This is a genomic window from Rhodococcus sp. OS5, assembly GCF_056837585.1.
The window spans coordinates 2723861-2741231 of sequence record NZ_CM166368.1 but is presented as its reverse complement, the minus strand read 5'-3'; the positions used below and the strand labels follow the sequence as shown (position 1 = coordinate 2741231).

The window sequence follows — 17371 nt, the reverse complement described above, 5'->3', positions numbered from 1 at the left end:
CTCACACCTCCGGCCCCAGTGTGGTGGCATCACAGTCCACGTCGATGGACCGGACGAGTGCCAGCACCGCCGAAGCGGCTTGCCCTACCGAATCACGCATCTCCGCACTCAATCCGATTCCGTCGCCGATCGATTTCGCATGTGCCCCCACCACGAACGTCCGCGGGAGTGTTCCGCCGAGGGCCTGCAGGCTGGCAAACACCGAACTCGGATGCATCGAGTGCGCGTCGAAACCTCCTTGCGGGCCTTCACTTTCGGGGTCCACTTCGATGATCGCGAGCTTGCCCGGGACTCCGGTCGCCGGTAAGGCATCGATCAGGACCAGGGCGTCCCACGACTCCAACAAGTCGTACGCCAGATGCACGCCCCGAATCCCGTAGTCGACCAGGCGAGCTCCCGATGGGAGATTCTCATGCTGCAGCGCCCGAACAACTTCGGGGCCGAATCCGTCGTCTTCGAGAAAAATGTTTCCGACACCTGCAATCAGCACGCGCACAGCGCTTTACATCTTTCGCATTCGCAGATAGCGCTGGATGTCCGGCATCGACACCACCAGGACGATCGCGGCTGCGATCGCGGTGGCGCCGAGAAGTGCCGTCGACAGCAATCCCATGCTCCTCATGGCGAGTTCTCCTCTCGATAGCTGTGAAGTTCGATACCTGTGAGTACGTCACGCGCTGTCGCGCGGCATCGGCTCTATCTCGTCCGGCGCGAAGTACAGGTAGCGGCCGTACCAGTTGTGCAGATCGGCGGCCGGATCGTCCAACAGTGTCACCCCAACATGAATGTCGCCGTCCACGTCTTCATGAATGGTGGCGACGTGGGCGATCCGGCCGTCGAAGAACAGGTCCTGAGCATCAGCGCGGCGTGAGGGGTGGAGCCGAACCGTACTTCCACCAGAGACACGGACGCCGTTGATCAGAACTGCGTCGGTGCGTGGTTGAACACTGGTGTCGGCTTCCGGGGTCCACCAGTCCACACCGTCAGGCACCTCGGGTATCAGATCAGAACCGGCATTCGAATCTCGCAGCACGCCGTGCAGGCCGGCTAGATCGTCGTCCGTCAATCGCTCACATCGGTCGATGATGTCGGCAGCTCTGGAGTCGGTAGCTCGCGCCCGCGCCTTTTCCTCGTCGGTCATGGCAAGGATTCTCAGGGTGAGAATTTCGTCGATCTCGGTCGAGTCGAAGAGAGATCCCTCGCTCTGCGGCGCAATCTCGGGAAAGTCGTACAGGATGATCGGTGACACCAGAACGGTGGGAGATGTGCCAGGGTGAGTGGGGTCCTCGGTCCCCGCAAGCACCGGATAACAGCGATTTTGCCGCAACTGCTCCGAGTGATCTGCTTCTTCGAACAACGACAGGAACCTCGAGCCTGTGCAGTTCACAATGACGTGAGTCCCCAGCATCGATTGCGCGGTGGCCGTGCCCTTGTCCCGTGCGTCGACGCTCGTGGCGTTCATGATCTCCACGGAAATCACCGTGCGTCCGTCCCCGGCGGAGGCGCTCACTGCCAAGAGGCCATTCACCGGAAGCCGTGTCCGAACGATCCGTCCGACCACCCTGCCCCGAGAGTCCGACAAAGTCTCTCCTTCGACAACTCCGGCCGCACAGAAGGTTTCTTCGACGCCGGCCTCGAGTTCGTCCAGACCCCACGGACCCAACACGATCTCGGACTCGGTGGCTTCGTCCCACGAGATCGACTCCCGCTCGCCGACTACCAACCGATCGACCGGGATCCACGCCCCGCCGGCGCCGAGTCGTTCAACCGTCCGCGACTGGTGGTGCAGAAATCTCACAGTCGCAGAAACTTCGACGCCGTTCCGCTCGAATTCGCCGAGCAGACATTGCGCGGACATCGACGGTTCCTCGCCGACTCCGACCTCGGCGGCGCCGGGCGGTCCGAGAACCCCGAACTGCCAACGGGATTGATTCTTCGCCGAACCGGCCCGGTAGGGATAGAGAAGATATCCCTCGTACAGGACGGCGTCGGCCACGGCCCGAACGTCGTGATCCATCTCCGTTCGAGTCATCGCGGCACCTGGCTCGCCGTCAGCAACTGCCGGACGGCTGAATCGAGGTCCGTGAGGCCGTGCGCTGCCTTGAACCGCACGAGATCGGCAATCGTCTCATGGTCGAGGCGTACCCAACCAGACGCCGGATAATGCGCAGCCATCAGCTGTTTCCACACGTCGACCGGCAATTCGTAGGCAGCAGATCTGTCCCACGGGATCTGCTGCACGGAGAAACCACGCGGTCCGTCGGTGAATACCGTGCCGCTCAGTAGAACCACGATCGGAATCGTTCCGTCTCCGAGTGCGTGCATGTACTTCGACGCCGTCACCGAGAAGTCGTACGTACACGCCATGGGCAAGGCCGCGACCGTTGTTCCGGTGAATCCTTGAACGACCGTGGAACATTCCATCCACAGGAAGGTGCGCAGCGTACTCGACCAACGCTCCCGCGGACCGAAGAGATCGCGCAGACCTTCGCCTTCGGCGTCGGAGTACGGTCGGCGGTGTGGTTCGATTCGTACCTGCGCGCGCAGAGCCACCGCACGGACGGTCGTGCCGGTGGATTCCGACATTCTCAATCTCACCGTCAGATTCGGCGTAACCGCGTACGGTTCCACCTCCATGTTGTCGATCGAGAAGTCGAGAACAGTCATGCCGACCTGCTTCGCGCCTCGACGCGCCCGAAGAACTCGTCCACTGCGCGTGCGGCATCCTGGCCACCGTCGAATCCGCGCCACACGGTGCGCAATCGTCCCACCAGTTCGTAACAGGCGTCGATGGGAACAACGAAGCATCTCGGCGATTGTCCTGACGTGGGCACCGACACGATCAACGCCTCGACGTCGGCCCGCATCTGCGCGAGCCCCGGATTCTCCTCGAGCACAGTCTCGAACGAGTCGATGGGCAACTCGGATTCGGTAGCTCCGGCCGGTCCCGGATAGAAGACTATGTACTTGTCGAGGAGTGAGTTGCGGAAGAAGAATGCCAGGCCGACGGGGATTTCCAGAGACTCCCACCGGCCAGGGCCGAGGTCGAAGTCCGGAAACTCGAGGTACCGATCGGGAACCGCTTTGTATCGAAGGTCCGCGTCGACCGGTGCAAAGAGTAGATAGCACGGTCGGCACACGCACATCAGGCTCCGGACCTGTACGTCCACGACGTGCTGGTGTTCGTCGCCTATGCCCGCCGCACACATCTCACACCTCGGTCCGGTCGGAACGACACGCGACGAGGCAATTCGTGTGAGCACCTCTCCCACAGTGACTTTCATGACCGGGCTGCGTTCACGGCTAGGTCACCGGTATCACAGAATCGTCAGCAAGCGCGACCGAGAGCACTCCGTCGCGAATCAGCACCGGCACAGGCGCCAGGTGCTCGGAGCCGGTGCCCACCCGCGCTCCCGCCCCGTACACACTGAAGTGGGCAGAGCACGTCGGACAGGTGAGGACAGCGGCGTCTCGGGCAGGACGGCCCATCATGCGTTCGAGCACAGCCCCCGCCATCGAGTGCTCACACACCGGGCAACGGTCGCGATACGCGTACAGATCGTCACCGGAGCGGCAGACCAACAGATCGGTGCCCGACACGCGGAAGCCCGCGACCTCTCCCACCTCGACTTCGGCGAATTCGGGGACCTCCACCCAGTGCGTACCTCCCCCGTCGGCGTGAACGTGCGAGAACAGGGACTCGACCGAAATCACACCCGACTTCAGCTCATGCGAATCCGGTGTTTCGACGTCGATTCCGGTGGTCTCGGGTGCCGCCGCCTGCACCGCGTCCTGGACCGCGGTTTCGAGGGTCACCGAGGACGAAGGGCAACTGTTACAGCTTCCGAGAAGCCGTAGTCGCACTACGCCGTCCGCCACCTCGATCAGTTCGACGTCGCCTCCGTGCGAACCGAGGTACGGACGCACGCTGTCGAGCGCAGTGCGGACGCGGGTCTCCACGTCGTGCGGGTGAAGTCCGTGCACCAGTAGCAGGCTGGACACCAGATCGTCGCGAACCATCGCATCCATCGTGGCCGGATCTGCCAGAGCGACGGTGCGTTCGAGTGCTGCGCCGTACAACTGCACGACCTCACGCACCAGTTGCTCGGCGCGATCTCTCGCCACCGGGCCTGCGCCGGCGTTGGCCTGCAACAACGTCTCGATGCGCTCACCTGCTCCGCGCCAGTAGTCGGCCGATTGCTCCATCGATCACTCCCCGGTCACGGACTGCGTCGGAGAGTGCAACTTCTCCAGGGTCTTGCCACCGCCGAGATACATGTGAACACCACACGGCAGGCAGGGATCGAAACTACGCACGGTCCGCATGATGTCGATGCCCTTGAAGTGGTCTCGATCGTTCTCCTCGAAGATCGGCTGACCCTGCACGGCATCCTCGTACGGGCCGGGGGTTCCGTAGCTGTCGCGCGGGCTCGCATTCCACGGTGTCGGTGGGTACGGGTGATAGTTCGCGATTTTTCCGTCACGAATCACCATGTGGTGTGAGAGAACTCCGCGGACGGCTTCGGTGAATCCGCAACCGATACCCTCGTCCGGGACCTCGAACGACTCCCACGTCTTGGTCCGGCCGGCCCGGATCTCGACAAGCGCCTTCTCGGCGAAATGAAGGGCAGCCGCGGCTGCGTATGCCTGGAAATACGTTCGCGCGCGGTTTCTTTCGAGGGTATTGCTGCCATGTTCGGGAATCTTCCACTCGAGCGAGACAGGAGCCTTCAGTGCTGTTTTCGGAAGATTGATCTTCACACTGTGTCCGGTCGACTCCAGGTATCCGATGTCGACCAGGCCGGCCAGAGCGGTGCTCCACAGGCGAGCCAATGCTCCCCCGCCCGTATCCAGAGCAAGGTTGTCTTTTCCGTCGAACCATCGCGGTGACATGACCCAGCTGTACTTGTCCTCGAGGTTCCGCTTCTGCGGGTGAGGGTTGGTGTGCTGATTCCACGGGTGCCTGCGATCGACCGGGTTACCCAGCGGATCGGTTTTGACGAACATCTCCTGATCACTCCAGTCCTCGTAATACGAGGAGCCCAGCATGATTCGGATACCGAGGTTGATGTCCACCAGATCCGTGGTGACCAACTTTCCGTCGACAACCACACCGGGAGTGACAAACATCTTCCGGCCCCAGTCGGTCATGTCCTTGTAGGAGAAATTGCAGTACTCGGGGTCTTGGAACGATCCCCAACAACCCAGCAGGGTCCGCCGCAGGCCAACCTTTTCGTAACCAGGCATCGCCTGGTAGAAGAAGTCGAACAGGTCGTCGTGCATCGGCACGACCTTCTTCATGAATTCGACGTACCGCATCAGCCGCGACATGTAGTCCGTCATCAGTTCGATCGTCGCGACGGTGCCGACGCCGCCGGGATAGAGCGTCGACGGGTGAACGTGCCTGCCCTCCATCAAGCAGAACATTTCGCGAGTCGAACGCGAGACTTGCAACGCTTCGCGATAGAACTCACCCGTGAACGGATTGAGAGTCCGCATGATGTCCGCGATCGTGCGATACCCGTGCTGCTCCTCGTGCGGGCAGCGCGTGTTCTCTGCCTGCGCCAGCACACCGGGATTCGTCTCGGAGACCATCTTCTCGCAGTAGTCGACGGCGACAAGATTCTCTTGAAAGATGTTGTGGTCGAACATGTACTCGGCGGCCTCGCCGAGATTGACGATCCACTCGCCCAGATGCGGCGGCTTGACGCCGTACGCCATGTTCTGTGCGTAGCACGAGCATGTGGCGTGATTGTCACCGCAGATGCCGCAGATACGACTGGTGATGAAATGCGCGTCGCGCGGGTCCTTCCCCTTCATGAACAGGGAATACCCGCGAAAGATCGACGACGTGCTGTGACACTCCACCACTTCGCGATTGGCGAAGTCGATCTTGGTGTAGATACCCAGACTGCCGACGATTCGGGTGATGGGGTCCCACGCCATCTCGACAAGACCGTCGCGGTCTGCAGTCGAGGTGGGTTCGGGAACGATGGCCGTCATTGCAGTGCCTCCCAGAGACGTTGCTCACGAACTGATTTGAATGTATCCGGTCGGTCACCACGTACGCGTCGCACCAGTGAGTAATTTCGACCCGCGCTCGCGCCAGTGCGGTTCCTTGTCCAACGTGTTTCCGGTGATCCGGCGCAGACTGTGAATCACGGACCCGTACATTCCCACCGCATTGGTGGAGAGTTTGCCGCCAGGTGGTTCATCCATGAACGGCATGAACTTGTCGGGGAACCCCGGCATCGTGCACCCGATGCAGATCCCGCCGACGTTGGGACACCCGCCGACTCCGTTGATCCAACCACGTTTGGGGACATTGCATTTCACGACCGGTCCCCAACATCCGAGTTTGACGATGCACTTCGGTGACCCGTACTCCGTCGCGAACTCACCCTGCTCGTAGTACCCACCACGGTCACAGCCCTCGTGTACGGTGGCACCGAAAAGCCACTGCGGGCGCAGGGATTCGTCCAAGGGAATCATCGGCGCCTGGTCAGTGGCCATGTACAGAAGATAAGTCAGGGTCTCGGAGAGGTTGTCCGGCTGAATGGGACACCCGGGAACGCAGACGATCGGGATGCCCGCCTTCGATTTCCAGGTCCACCCGAGATAGTCCGGCACGCCCATCGCACCGGTCGGATTGCCGGCCATCGCATGTATGCCGCCGTAGGTCGCGCACGTACCGACCGCAACTACCGCAGTGGCTTTCGGTGCCAGCTTGTCGAGCCATTCGCTCGTGGTGACCGGTTGGCCGGTTTCGCGATTGTTCCCGAAGCCGCACCAATACCCCTCGTCGTGAAGTTTCTCGTTCGGTATCGATCCTTCGACAACAAGAACAAAGGGTTCCAATTCTCCGCGGTCGGCTTTCCAAAACCACTCCAGGAAATCGTCAGCGCCACCCTGCGGTCCGCATTCGAAGTCGATGAGCGGCCAATGAACCGCTACCTGCGGCAGGCCGGGCAAGGCGCCGAGCGCGATCTCCTCGATACTGGGTTGCGTGGCTGCAGTGAGCGCCACCGAATCTCCGTCGCAACTGAGACCGGCATTGATCCACAGCACGTGGATCAGAGTTTCTTCCGCTTTGGCCGCTGCGCTTGCGGGGGTAGCTGCGCTTTCGGAGGCAGGTTCCGCCGTGGTGCCAGCAGTCGATTTTTGTGTGTCCATGTCAGCCGCTTTCACGGGTGCACTTGCGCCTTGACTCTCAGCGCCGCGACTGGCCTGACACGCTATGGCCTCAAGACTCTGTGGCCTCGAATTGCCGCGGCACCGAAACGCTGACGCCACCGGAGTCGAACCTCGGCCCACTTGCGTGGCACCCACTCATTTCATTAACTACCCGAGCAGATCAGTTGTCAACGGCCACCGGAGAAATCGCCGAACGACTACCGATCCACTCGTACCACTCGTCCATGCCCTCACCTGTCGTGGCAGACAAAACAACAACGCGCACAGCAGGATTGAGTATTCTCGCCTGCTCGACGCAGGCATCGACGTCGAACTCGACGTATGGGAGCAAGTCGATCTTGTTGATCACCACGAGGTCCGCGACAGCGAAGATGTGTGGGTACTTTTTCGGCTTGTCTGCCCCCTCCGGCGTCGAAATTAGGACAACCTTGCCTTCCTCGCCGAGGTCGAAGAGCGCGGGGCACACCAGGTTTCCGACGTTTTCGATCAGAAGCAGCGATTCTTCAGCGGGATCCAAGGCGCGCAGTGCGCGGTCGATCATCGCGGCATCGAGGTGACATCCGGCCCCGGTATTCACCTGCACCACCGACGCGCCGGTCTCTCGGATCCGCTCGGCGTCGAGCCGGGTTTCCTGGTCACCTTCGATCACGGCTATCGGTCGCTGACATCCGAGCTCCCGGATGGTTCGCGCCAGCAATGTCGTCTTCCCCGCGCCGGGGGAACTCATGATGTTGAGCGCCGTGATTCGGCGGCTCCGCATCCACTGACGATTGTGAACCGCAATGCCGTCGTTCTTGGCGAGCACCTGTTGCTCGAGAATCACGGTGTGGTCGGGGTGGCCGTGCTCATGGTCATGCTCGTGACCGTGCCCGTGACCGTGACCGTCGTGTTCCTGCTCGTGTTCTCCATCTGCGACTACCGACACCCGAGGTCCTGTGGTGTCCCCGCACCCACACGTCGCGCACATGCTCAGCTCACTTCCATCGACAGGATCCGTAACTCTCGGCCGGCAAGCACCTCGACATCAGCACTGCCGCATTCACACAGCAAGAACATGTCGGGCGGCGAGAACATCACGCCGCAGCTTTTGCATCGCGCGCTGGTTGCAATCTCATCGATGTGCAAGCTGGCACCTTCGGCGTGAGTACCCGCGGTGACGACGTCGAAGCAGAACAGCAGAGAGTGTGGAACCACCGCGCAGAGTTGCCCTACTTCAAGCCGCACGCTCGATACTCGTCGCTCGCCGGCACGCTCACACACGGCTTCGACCACACTCTGCGCAATGGACAGCTCGTGCACGGTGAAACCCACGATTCGTGATCCGGAAACCTCCCTTCCACGATAAGCACCAACGGTCGCTGTGCGTAACCCGTACACGAAAACAGGCTGCGATCCGCAACTAATTGCGGATCGCAGCCTGTGACAGCGTTATTCGTGTGACGAACGCCGGCGAGAAGGATTACGGGTTCGGAACCGGCACCTTCGTCGTCGTGGTCGTCGACGTCACTGTCGTAGTCGGGGGCGCCGTCGTTGCATCCGTTCCCGCTACCGGTGTGGTCGGAACTGTCGACGTCGGCGTCACTGCCGCCGAACCCGTCGGAGTGGCAACCGCTCCCGATGTGACCGACGCCGATCCTGCCGCAGGCACCTGTGACGTGGTTGCGGGCGCTCCAGCAGATCCCGTGGAGCCAGTGGTCCCGGCCGGTGCCTGACCGGTTCCGGTGCCTTCAGCCACCGCGGCGTCGCCCTCAGCATTGCCGTCAGCCATGTAGGCATCGACAGCAGCACTGATCTGTTCCGGGGTCGGCTTCGCAGTTGTGTCGACGGGCTTTCCTTCCTTCGCCTGCTGGGCGAGGTAGGTGAGCCAGGCCGCTGCGTACTCAGCTGAAGTCAACGGCTTGCCGTTGGCCGCATCCGCATCTCGCCAGTAATCGAAGTGGTGTCCGACGTCTGGAGCGAGTGTCTGCTGGTAGGGGTCGCTCAAGATCACGGGAATCGTGTTCTGGTTGGTAGCAATCAGACCGACAATCTCCTTGAAAAGCTTCTGCGGCAGATATGCCAGCGGAGACACCTTGTCGGTGGACACCGTCTCGCCCTCGGCTACCGGCGCCGGCGCGGGTGTTTTTCCGGGCTTGTACTCCGGATCCGAGACCTTGAGCATCACCTGAAGGAATGTCTCGTCACTCTGCATCCAGTTGGGATTGGACGAAATGTCTGCGAACGCCTCGAAGACGATCTGGCCGAACACCACCGCGACGTCTTGACCGGTGGCCGGGTTCAGACCCTGCGCTTCGAGTTGGTCGATGTTCAACTGCCGACCGACATTTGCCGCCAAGATCAACAGAGAGATGTTGCTGGGAGCCGAGCAGGTGAAGTCACCGTCCGAGCAGAAGGACGCGACCTTGCCGTTCAGCTTGCCGAAACCTCCGGCAGTGCCGGGGAGTACACCTTCGCCAGGTGTCGCGGAGGTGCCGTTCTGGTACTTCGTATTGAAGTTATCCGGGTTCGTGAACGGATTCGTGGCACCGAGGAACGTGCCGTCGCCCGCTTCACGGCCTGCATCCGCCAGCATGACCACACCGACAACCTTGTCCGGGTCGACCCCGAACTCGTTGTTCTCCTGCGTACCGATGTCCATCGCGACGCGACGCACCACATCGGCGCCTTCGCTGTACCCGACGATCGAGAACTGAGTCTTCGGGCATTCCTTGGCGATGGCACTCATCACGGACTGCGTATTTGCAGCGCCGGCAGCGACGGCATCCTCGTAGGACGCCATGTCGGCCGGGTACGCGATGTACACAGCCGCGTACGAGCCGGGCTTGTTCGCGTTGACGGAGCCTGCCGGGTTGATCACCTGGTCGACGCGTTCACTCTTGTAGTCACCGGACAGGGCGGCCGGCAGCGGCTTCCCGTCGGCTCCCAGCAACATCTTCACCGTCGAAGCGTCCGGTGTGTCGTGTCGACCGGCAACCGCGATGCTGACCATGTCGTGACACTCGGTGACCGACGACGTCAATTGTGTCTCGATCGTGCGTGACTCCGGAGAGTCCACAGCGACCGCAACCGCGACCAGTGCGGCCACGCCGAGCGCTGCGGGCGCTACTGCACCCGCCAGTATTCGATGTCGCGAAAAGAACCCACGAACCGGCATATCTTCTCCCCAATCAACTTTTGGAAAACGTACGACCGACCCCCGGGGCGTCACGCAACGTCATTCGAGTAGTCGTCCAGTACGAGAGGAGCGTTACAACGGGTAACGATTTTCCGTGGCGACTCGGGAGGGAATCGGGAGCGCAAACGCCTCATTTCCGCTGCATAACACCGACGTGCTCCTACTCCGCGTCGAAGATAATGACCTGTCGGATTGCTTTTCCGTCGGCGAGTTCGTCCATACCCGAATTGATGTCGGCCAATTCGATTCGCGAGGAAATGAGCTTCTCGACCGGCAGCTTCCCGTCGCGCCACAACTGCGCGTAGATCGGGATGTCGCGGGACGGGACCGCAGATCCCAGGTAGCTGCCGATAATGGTCCGCGCTTCGGCGACCAGTCCGAGAGGTGAGATCGACGAGCGCGCGTCAGGCGCCGGCAACCCGACCGTGACGGTCGTGCCACCCGCTGCCGTCGCAGCCACCGCTGTCTCGAAGGCCCGAGCATTTCCCGCGGCCTCGACGACGATGTCTGCGCGAACGCCACTCTCGGACAGGCCGGACGGTGTGAAGACCTCGGTCGCGCCCAGTTCCAGCGCCTGAGCCAGCTTGGATTCCAGTGCGTCGACACCGATGACGTTCTCGACCCCGAGTGCCCTCGCCGTCAGGATTGCGGCCATCCCGACGCCACCCAAGCCGACCACCATCACGGTGTCTGCCGGGCGAGGCTTCGCCGCGTTGAGGAGCGCTCCCCCACCGGTCAACACCGCACAACCGAGTACGGCTGCAATTTCGGCCGGGATGTCGTCGTCGACGGGAACAACCGACTTGGCGTTGACCACAGCATGCGTCGCGAAACCCGAAACACCGAGATGATGTTTGACGTTCTCGCCGGAGCGCCGCAGTCGATGCGCGCCACCGAGCAAACTGCCGTCGTTGTTGGCAGCGCTACCCACCGTGCAAGGCATCCGGCCGTCAGTGGCGCATCCCGCACATTCACCGCACCGCGGAAGAAAAGTCATCACGACGCGGGTGCCCACCGACAACGAATCAACTCCGTCGCCGAGTTCGATGATTCGACCTGCCGCCTCATGGCCCAACAACATCGGCACGGGTCGTACCCGATTGCCGTCGACCACGGAGAGGTCGGAGTGACAAAGCCCGGCAGCTTCGATCTTGACCAGGATCTCACCCGGGCCCGGGGATTCGAGGTCGAGTTCCGAAATCGAAATCGGAGTCGACTCTGCGAAGGGACGCTTCCGGCCGATCTCTTCGAGCACTGCACCACGGATCTTCAACTGCACACCCCGATTTCGATAGTTCGAACTACTTGCCCACGATCCCGCGTACCGACGCGGGGAGGTCACGAACCCGCTTGTACGGACCCACGACGGCGGCTGCAAACGGCCTCGTCAAGAGCACCTGCGCCACCTCGAGCACCTCTTCGGAGGTGACTGCGTCGATGGTCGCGAGCGTCTGCGCAACACTGCGATGGTTACCGTAGTTCAGTTCGCTGCGACCGATACGGTTCATGCGTGAGCCTGAATCTTCCAGTGCCAGAACCAATCCGCCGCGCAGCGATCCCTTGGCGCGGGCGATCTCGGCATCGGTGATTCCGTCCGTCGCCACGTTCGCGAGTACCTCGCGGATAACCGTGGCAACCTCCCCGAGGTTCTCCGGCTGGCAACCTGCATACACGGAGAACGCTCCGGTGTCCGCGAAGGTGTCGACGCCGGAATAGACGGAGTACGCCAGCCCGCGCTTCTCCCGAATCTCTTGGAACAGACGAGAACTCAGCCCACCGCCCACTGCGGCGTTGAGCACCGACAGCGCCCAGCGATGGCCCTCGTGCCGGCCGAACGCGCGTACCCCGAGCGCAAGGTGGACCTGCTCGCTGTCGCGGTGGGTCAAGCTCAGTTCAGGCATCGTTCGCAAACGCAGAGTGCCTTCGCGCCGCGGCGCCGGCTTGACCCCGCGCTCGAGATGTCCGGCAAATGCACGGCGAGCGAGCGTCACAACCTGCTTGTGGTCGACGTTTCCCGCTACGGCCAGCACCATCCGCTGCGGTGTGTAACGCCGAACATGGAAGGAATGCAACTGATTGCGCGACATCGACTCGATCGATTCGACGCTACCGATGATCGGACGGCCGACAGGATGATCGCCGAACAACGCGGTCAGGAACGCGTCGCCGAGCAAGTCTTCCGGATCGTCGTCACGCATCGCGATCTCTTCGAGCACTACTTGCCGCTCGACATCGACGTCCGCGGTTCTGCAACGCCCTCGCAGCACGACGTCGGCGACAAGGTCAACCGCCATCGGAAGGTCGTCGTCGATCACGTGCGCGTAGAAACAGGTGTGTTCCTTCGACGTGAATGCATTGAGTTCGCCGCCCACACCATCCATGACCTGCGCGATGTCCAACGCCGTCCGTGACGGCGTCGACTTGAACAGCAGGTGCTCGAGAAAATGCGCGGCACCGGCCACACTCGGCTGCTCGTCGCGCGAGCCGACTCCGACCCACACACCGACGGAGGCGGAACGCACACCGGGAATGAACTCGGTGACGACGCGCAGGCCGCCGGGAAGGACCGTGCGCTGTACTCCGGATTCGGGAGTCGCATCGATCGGCGATTTCAGCACAGCGCTGCGGCTGCGCGTGGTGTTGGGAGTGGTCTTTGCCATGAAAAGGTTCAGCAGTCCTCGGTGCAAGTGGTCAATCAGGTATCTACAGGCTCTGTGTCTACAGACAGTACAGATGCGGCCCCGCACGGAAATCCGCGCGGGGCCGCATCAGAGTACGAAGTGAGATCTACTCGGAAGCAGCCTCGTCGGCGGCCGGAGCGGCAGCCTCGTCGTTGCCCTCTTCGACCGGGATCAGCGAGATCTTGCCGCGAGCATCGATGTCGGCGATCTCGACGCGGATCTTGGATCCGACGTTGACCACGTCTTCGACCTTGGCAATGCGCTTACCGCTGCCCAGCTTCGAGATGTGCACCAGTCCGTCGCGTCCCGGCAGGAGCGAAACGAAGGCACCGAAGGCGGTGGTCTTGACGACCGTGCCCAGGAACCGCTCGCCGACCTTGGGGAGCTGCGGGTTGGCAATGGCGTTGATCATGTCGATCGCGGCCTGTGCAGACGGTCCATCGGTGGCGCCGACGAACACGGTGCCGTCGTCTTCGATGGAGATGTTGGCACCGGTCTGCTCGGTGATGGAGTTGATCATCTTGCCCTTGGGGCCGATGACCTCACCGATCTTGTCGACGGGGACCTTGATGGCCGTCACGCGGGGAGCGAACGGGCTCATCTCGTCCGGGGTGTCGATGGCTTCCGCCATGACCTCGAGGATCGTGGTCCGTGCGTCCTTGGCCTGCGAGAGTGCACCGGCAAGGACCTGCGACGGGATGCCGTCGAGCTTCGTGTCCAGCTGCAGGGCCGTGACGAAGTCCTTGGTACCTGCGACCTTGAAGTCCATGTCGCCGAAGGCGTCTTCGGCGCCGAGGATGTCGGTCAGCGCGACGTAGCGGGTTTCGCCGTCGACCTGGTCGGAAACCAGACCCATGGCGATACCGGCAACCGGAGCGCGAAGCGGCACACCGGCGTTGAGCAGTGCGAGCGTGGACGCGCACACCGAGCCCATCGAGGTGGAACCGTTGGAGCTCAGAGCCTCGGAGACCTGGCGAATCGCGTAAGGGAACTCTTCGACGCTGGGCAGAACCGGCATGAGAGCGCGCTCGGCGAGTGCACCGTGACCGATTTCGCGACGCTTCGGCGAACCGACGCGGCCCGTCTCACCGGTGGAGTACGGCGGGAAGTTGTAATGATGCATGTAGCGCTTGGTGGTCTCGGGACCGAGCGAGTCGACCTGCTGAGCCATCTTCACCATGTCGAGAGTGGTCACACCCAGGATCTGGGTCTCGCCACGCTCGAACAGTGCGGAGCCGTGTGCGCGCGGGATGATCGCAACCTCGGCGGACAGCGAACGGATGTCCGTGACGCCGCGGCCGTCGATGCGGAACTGATCGCGCAGGATGCGCTGGCGAACCAGCTTCTTGGTGAGCGAGCGGAACGCTGCTCCCAGTTCCTTCTCGCGGCCTTCGAAGTTGGGTGCAACCTGCTCGAGAACCTCGACCTTGACCTCGTCGGTCTTGTCGTCGCGTTCCTGCTTGCCGGCGATTGTCAGTGCGGCATTGAGCTTTTCGGACGCAGCAGCCTCGACGGCAGCAAAAACGTCGTCCTGGTACGCCGGGAAGACCGGGTAGTCACCCGTGGGCTTTGCAGCCTTGGATGCAAGTGCTGCCTGTGCAGCGCACAGGCGTGCGATGAACGGCTTGGCGGCCTCGAGGCCCTCGGCGACAATGGTCTCGGTCGGTGCCTGAGCGCCGTCGGCGATCTTCGCGATGACGTTGTCGGTGGCCTCGGCCTCGACCATCATGATCGCGACGTCGGCGTTGTCACCGCTACCGGAAACGACGCGGCCGGCGACGACCATGTCGAAGACGGCGTTCTCGAGCTGATCGACCGTCGGGAATGCAACCCACTGGCCGGTCTTGTTCTCGTCCGAGACGATGAGTGCAACGCGCACGCCACCGACGGGTCCGGAGAACGGCAGGCCCGCGATCTGCGTCGACGCGGAAGCAGCGTTGATGGCCACGACGTCGTACAGATCCTGCGGGTTGAGGCTCATGACCGTGACGACGACCTGGATCTCGTTACGGAGACCGTCGACGAAGGACGGGCGCAGCGGCCGGTCGATGAGGCGGCAAGTCAGGATCGCGTCGGTGGAGGGACGTCCCTCACGACGGAAGAACGAACCGGGGATGCGGCCCGCTGCGTACATACGCTCTTCGACGTCCACCGTCAGGGGGAAGAAGTCGAAGTGCTCCTTGGGGTGCTTGCTGGCGCTCGTGGCGGACAGCAGCATGGTCTCGTCGTCCAGGTAAGCAACGACGGCGCCGGCGGCCTGCTGAGCAAGGCGTCCGGTCTCGAAACGGATGGTGCGGGTACCGAAGGACCCGTTGTCGATCACGGCGGTGGATTCGAACACGCCTTCGTCGACCTCTACTACGGAATTCTCTGTCATTCTTTTCTCTTCACTTCCCTCTCGTCTTCGCCGTACCCGCGCGGGCGTTTCCACCCTCCTGGTGGAAACTGCGCACCGAGGGACGTCCCCCTCTTGAATTGCAGACGCTCCTTGCGATGCGAGCGATTTCTGCTTCGGGACGTCACGACGTTCGGGCGGCCGTCGATCGAAGTCCGCCGGAGCTTTCGGGCACTTGCCCGGTCCGGAGAACCACTACCGACAACCGACACCACGTTCTCTGGTGCATACGGTGTGCTGGCTGCGCACTGCACAACTGCGCATAAACAACTGCGCATAGACAACTGTGCATAGCGCCGACAGCGGAAACTGCCTTGCGGCAGCTAACGCCGAAAGCCAGCGAAGCCCAGTATATGCGTGGCTTCGCCGGCTGACGGAGTGTTCGGCAAACCGAAGCATGCCGTGTTGCTTTCGATCAGCGTCGTGAGAAAAATCTAGCGACGCAGGCCGAGACGCTCGATGAGCGTGCGGTAGCGAGCGACGTCGGTCTTTGCCACGTACTTCAGCAGACGACGACGGCGACCGACCATCAAGAGCAGTCCACGACGCGAGTGGTGGTCATGCTTGTGGGTCTTGAGGTGCTCGGTGAGATCGGTGATGCGCTTGGTGAGCATTGCCACCTGAGCTTCAGGCGATCCCGTGTCGGTCTCGTGCAAGCCGTACTCGCCGAGAACGGCCTTCTTTTCTTCCGTGGTCAATGCCACTTGATTCACTCCTGTGATGACGTTTGCGTGAAAGGAACTAGATCGGGCGCGGCCACCGCAAACCGCAGCACGCACCGAGAGAAGATCCTACCAGCAGCAATGAGGCGCTCTCGCCCACCTGGAGCGAATGTGGCGGCCGCCACTGACACAGGAGGAACTCAACCGACGCTGCGTTCTGCATCCTCACTCAGAATCCGGCGTGCGCGTTCGACATCTCGGTTCATTGCCGTGATGAGCGACTCGATCGAGTCGAACTTCTCCATACCGCGAATCCGCGAAACCAGGTCGACCGCGACGTGTTGTCCGTACAGGTCTGCTTCGGTGTCGAGAACGTATGCCTCGACGGTTCGGGTCCGGCCGGAGAAGGTCGGATTGGTACCCACAGACACCGCGGCTTGGTATCGGCGACCGGGAACGACGGTTCCGAGTTCCTCGCCGGCACCGAGCACCGTGAACCACGCCGCGTACACGCCGTCGGCCGGAATCGCCGAAAACATCGGCGGTGCAACGTTGGCCGTCGGGAACCCCAACTCGCGTCCACGCTTGTCACCGTGGACGACCACACCTTCGACACGATGTGGACGGCCCAGAGCTTCGGTAGCCGCTTCCATGTCGCCTGCGTCGACGCACGAGCGGATGTAGGTCGACGAGAACGTCACCGCATGCTCGGCGAGCAGCTGGACGCCGTCGACGGCAAAGCCGAAGCGAGCGCCCATTTCACGAAGAAGATCGACATTGCCGAGCGCCTTCTTGCCGAAGGTGAAGTTGTCCCCCACCACGACCTCGGCGACATGTAGACGTTCGACGAGAATCTCGTGGACGTAGCGCTCCGGCGTCAGCTTCATGAAATCAGCGGTGAACGGCATCACGCAGAACACGTCGATGCCCAGATCCTGAGCCAATTCCGCACGCCGTTGCAGCGTCGTCAACTGGGCTGGATGACTACCCGGCCGCACAACCTCCATGGGATGCGGGTCGAACGTCATCAACACGCTCGGAACACCACGTTTGCGGGCAGCAGTAACCGCTCTCGCTATCAATTGGGCATGCCCACGATGCACACCGTCGAACACACCGATAGTGAGCACACAACGACCCCAATCGGCCGGAACTTCGTCGAGACCACGCCATCTCAGCACGATTGGCAGCCTACGGGTCCACCGGCGGCGGGTCACGTTCGGACCCGCCCAGCGAATCACCGCTGTGCTGCCGCTCACGTACG

General features: G+C 62.2%; 16 protein-coding genes. All 16 read right to left on the bottom strand.

What is annotated here, in order from left to right; translation table 11 throughout:
• Window position 1: 1 nt before the first annotated feature.
• The 16 genes from ACVZUB_RS12970 to ACVZUB_RS12895 all read right to left on the bottom strand — a co-directional run bounded on the left by ACVZUB_RS12970 (window position 2) and on the right by ACVZUB_RS12895 (window position 17288).
• Window positions 2-496 (bottom strand): hydrogenase maturation protease, encoded by a 495-nt coding sequence (locus tag ACVZUB_RS12970; RefSeq protein WP_003942183.1) that lies wholly within the window; start codon window positions 494-496, stop codon window positions 2-4.
• A 6-nt stretch (window positions 497-502) separates the two neighbouring features.
• The gene (locus tag ACVZUB_RS12965) at window positions 503-622 is read right to left on the bottom strand and encodes a DUF6893 family small protein (protein WP_003942178.1); all 120 of its coding nucleotides are present in this window, start codon (window positions 620-622) and stop codon (window positions 503-505) included.
• Between the two features lie 48 nt (window positions 623-670).
• Window positions 671-2032, bottom strand: coding sequence for a hypothetical protein (locus ACVZUB_RS12960; protein WP_482628460.1), 1362 nt, complete (start codon window positions 2030-2032; stop codon window positions 671-673).
• The gene (locus ACVZUB_RS12955) at window positions 2029-2667 is read right to left on the bottom strand and encodes a DUF6084 family protein (RefSeq protein WP_007735081.1); all 639 of its coding nucleotides are present in this window, start codon (window positions 2665-2667) and stop codon (window positions 2029-2031) included. The genes ACVZUB_RS12960 and ACVZUB_RS12955 overlap by 4 nt, the downstream gene beginning before the upstream one ends.
• On the bottom strand, window positions 2664-3284 hold the full coding sequence (locus tag ACVZUB_RS12950; protein ID WP_042922570.1) for a DUF5947 family protein: 621 nt from the start codon (window positions 3282-3284) through the stop codon (window positions 2664-2666). The genes ACVZUB_RS12955 and ACVZUB_RS12950 overlap by 4 nt, the downstream gene beginning before the upstream one ends.
• Before the next feature lie 19 nt (window positions 3285-3303).
• Complete coding sequence (locus tag ACVZUB_RS12945; RefSeq protein WP_003942277.1) at window positions 3304-4206, bottom strand: NifU family protein; 903 nt, start codon at window positions 4204-4206, stop codon at window positions 3304-3306.
• Between the two features lie 3 nt (window positions 4207-4209).
• Entirely contained in the window at window positions 4210-6003 is a 1794-nt protein-coding gene (locus tag ACVZUB_RS12940; RefSeq protein ID WP_058038665.1) for a nickel-dependent hydrogenase large subunit, read from the bottom strand.
• A 54-nt stretch (window positions 6004-6057) separates the two neighbouring features.
• Entirely contained in the window at window positions 6058-7173 is a 1116-nt protein-coding gene (locus ACVZUB_RS12935; protein ID WP_042922651.1) for an NADH-quinone oxidoreductase subunit B family protein, read from the bottom strand.
• A gap of 181 nt (window positions 7174-7354) precedes the next feature.
• Entirely contained in the window at window positions 7355-8161 is an 807-nt protein-coding gene (hypB, locus tag ACVZUB_RS12930) for a hydrogenase nickel incorporation protein HypB (RefSeq protein WP_042450725.1), read from the bottom strand.
• Between the two features lie 2 nt (window positions 8162-8163).
• Window positions 8164-8493 (bottom strand): hydrogenase maturation nickel metallochaperone HypA, encoded by a 330-nt coding sequence (hypA, locus tag ACVZUB_RS12925; protein WP_073512368.1) that lies wholly within the window; start codon window positions 8491-8493, stop codon window positions 8164-8166.
• 160 nt (window positions 8494-8653) lie between these two features.
• Complete coding sequence (locus ACVZUB_RS12920) at window positions 8654-10348, bottom strand: cutinase family protein (RefSeq protein ID WP_482628459.1); 1695 nt, start codon at window positions 10346-10348, stop codon at window positions 8654-8656.
• 181 nt (window positions 10349-10529) lie between these two features.
• On the bottom strand, window positions 10530-11642 hold the full coding sequence (locus tag ACVZUB_RS12915) for an alcohol dehydrogenase catalytic domain-containing protein (RefSeq protein WP_007735068.1): 1113 nt from the start codon (window positions 11640-11642) through the stop codon (window positions 10530-10532).
• Between the two features lie 28 nt (window positions 11643-11670).
• Window positions 11671-13029, bottom strand: coding sequence for a M16 family metallopeptidase (locus ACVZUB_RS12910; RefSeq protein ID WP_003942169.1), 1359 nt, complete (start codon window positions 13027-13029; stop codon window positions 11671-11673).
• A gap of 127 nt (window positions 13030-13156) precedes the next feature.
• Complete coding sequence (locus ACVZUB_RS12905) at window positions 13157-15427, bottom strand: polyribonucleotide nucleotidyltransferase (RefSeq protein WP_482628458.1); 2271 nt, start codon at window positions 15425-15427, stop codon at window positions 13157-13159.
• Between the two features lie 452 nt (window positions 15428-15879).
• Window positions 15880-16149: a 30S ribosomal protein S15 gene (rpsO, locus tag ACVZUB_RS12900; RefSeq protein ID WP_007735061.1), complete on the bottom strand. Its 270-nt coding sequence runs from the start codon at window positions 16147-16149 to the stop codon at window positions 15880-15882.
• Window positions 16150-16307: 158 nt separating this feature from the next.
• Window positions 16308-17288 carry a bifunctional riboflavin kinase/FAD synthetase gene (locus ACVZUB_RS12895; protein ID WP_003942148.1) on the bottom strand — a complete coding sequence of 327 codons (981 nt, stop codon included), beginning with the start codon at window positions 17286-17288 and terminating at the stop codon, window positions 16308-16310.
• Window positions 17289-17371: the final 83 nt, after the last annotated feature.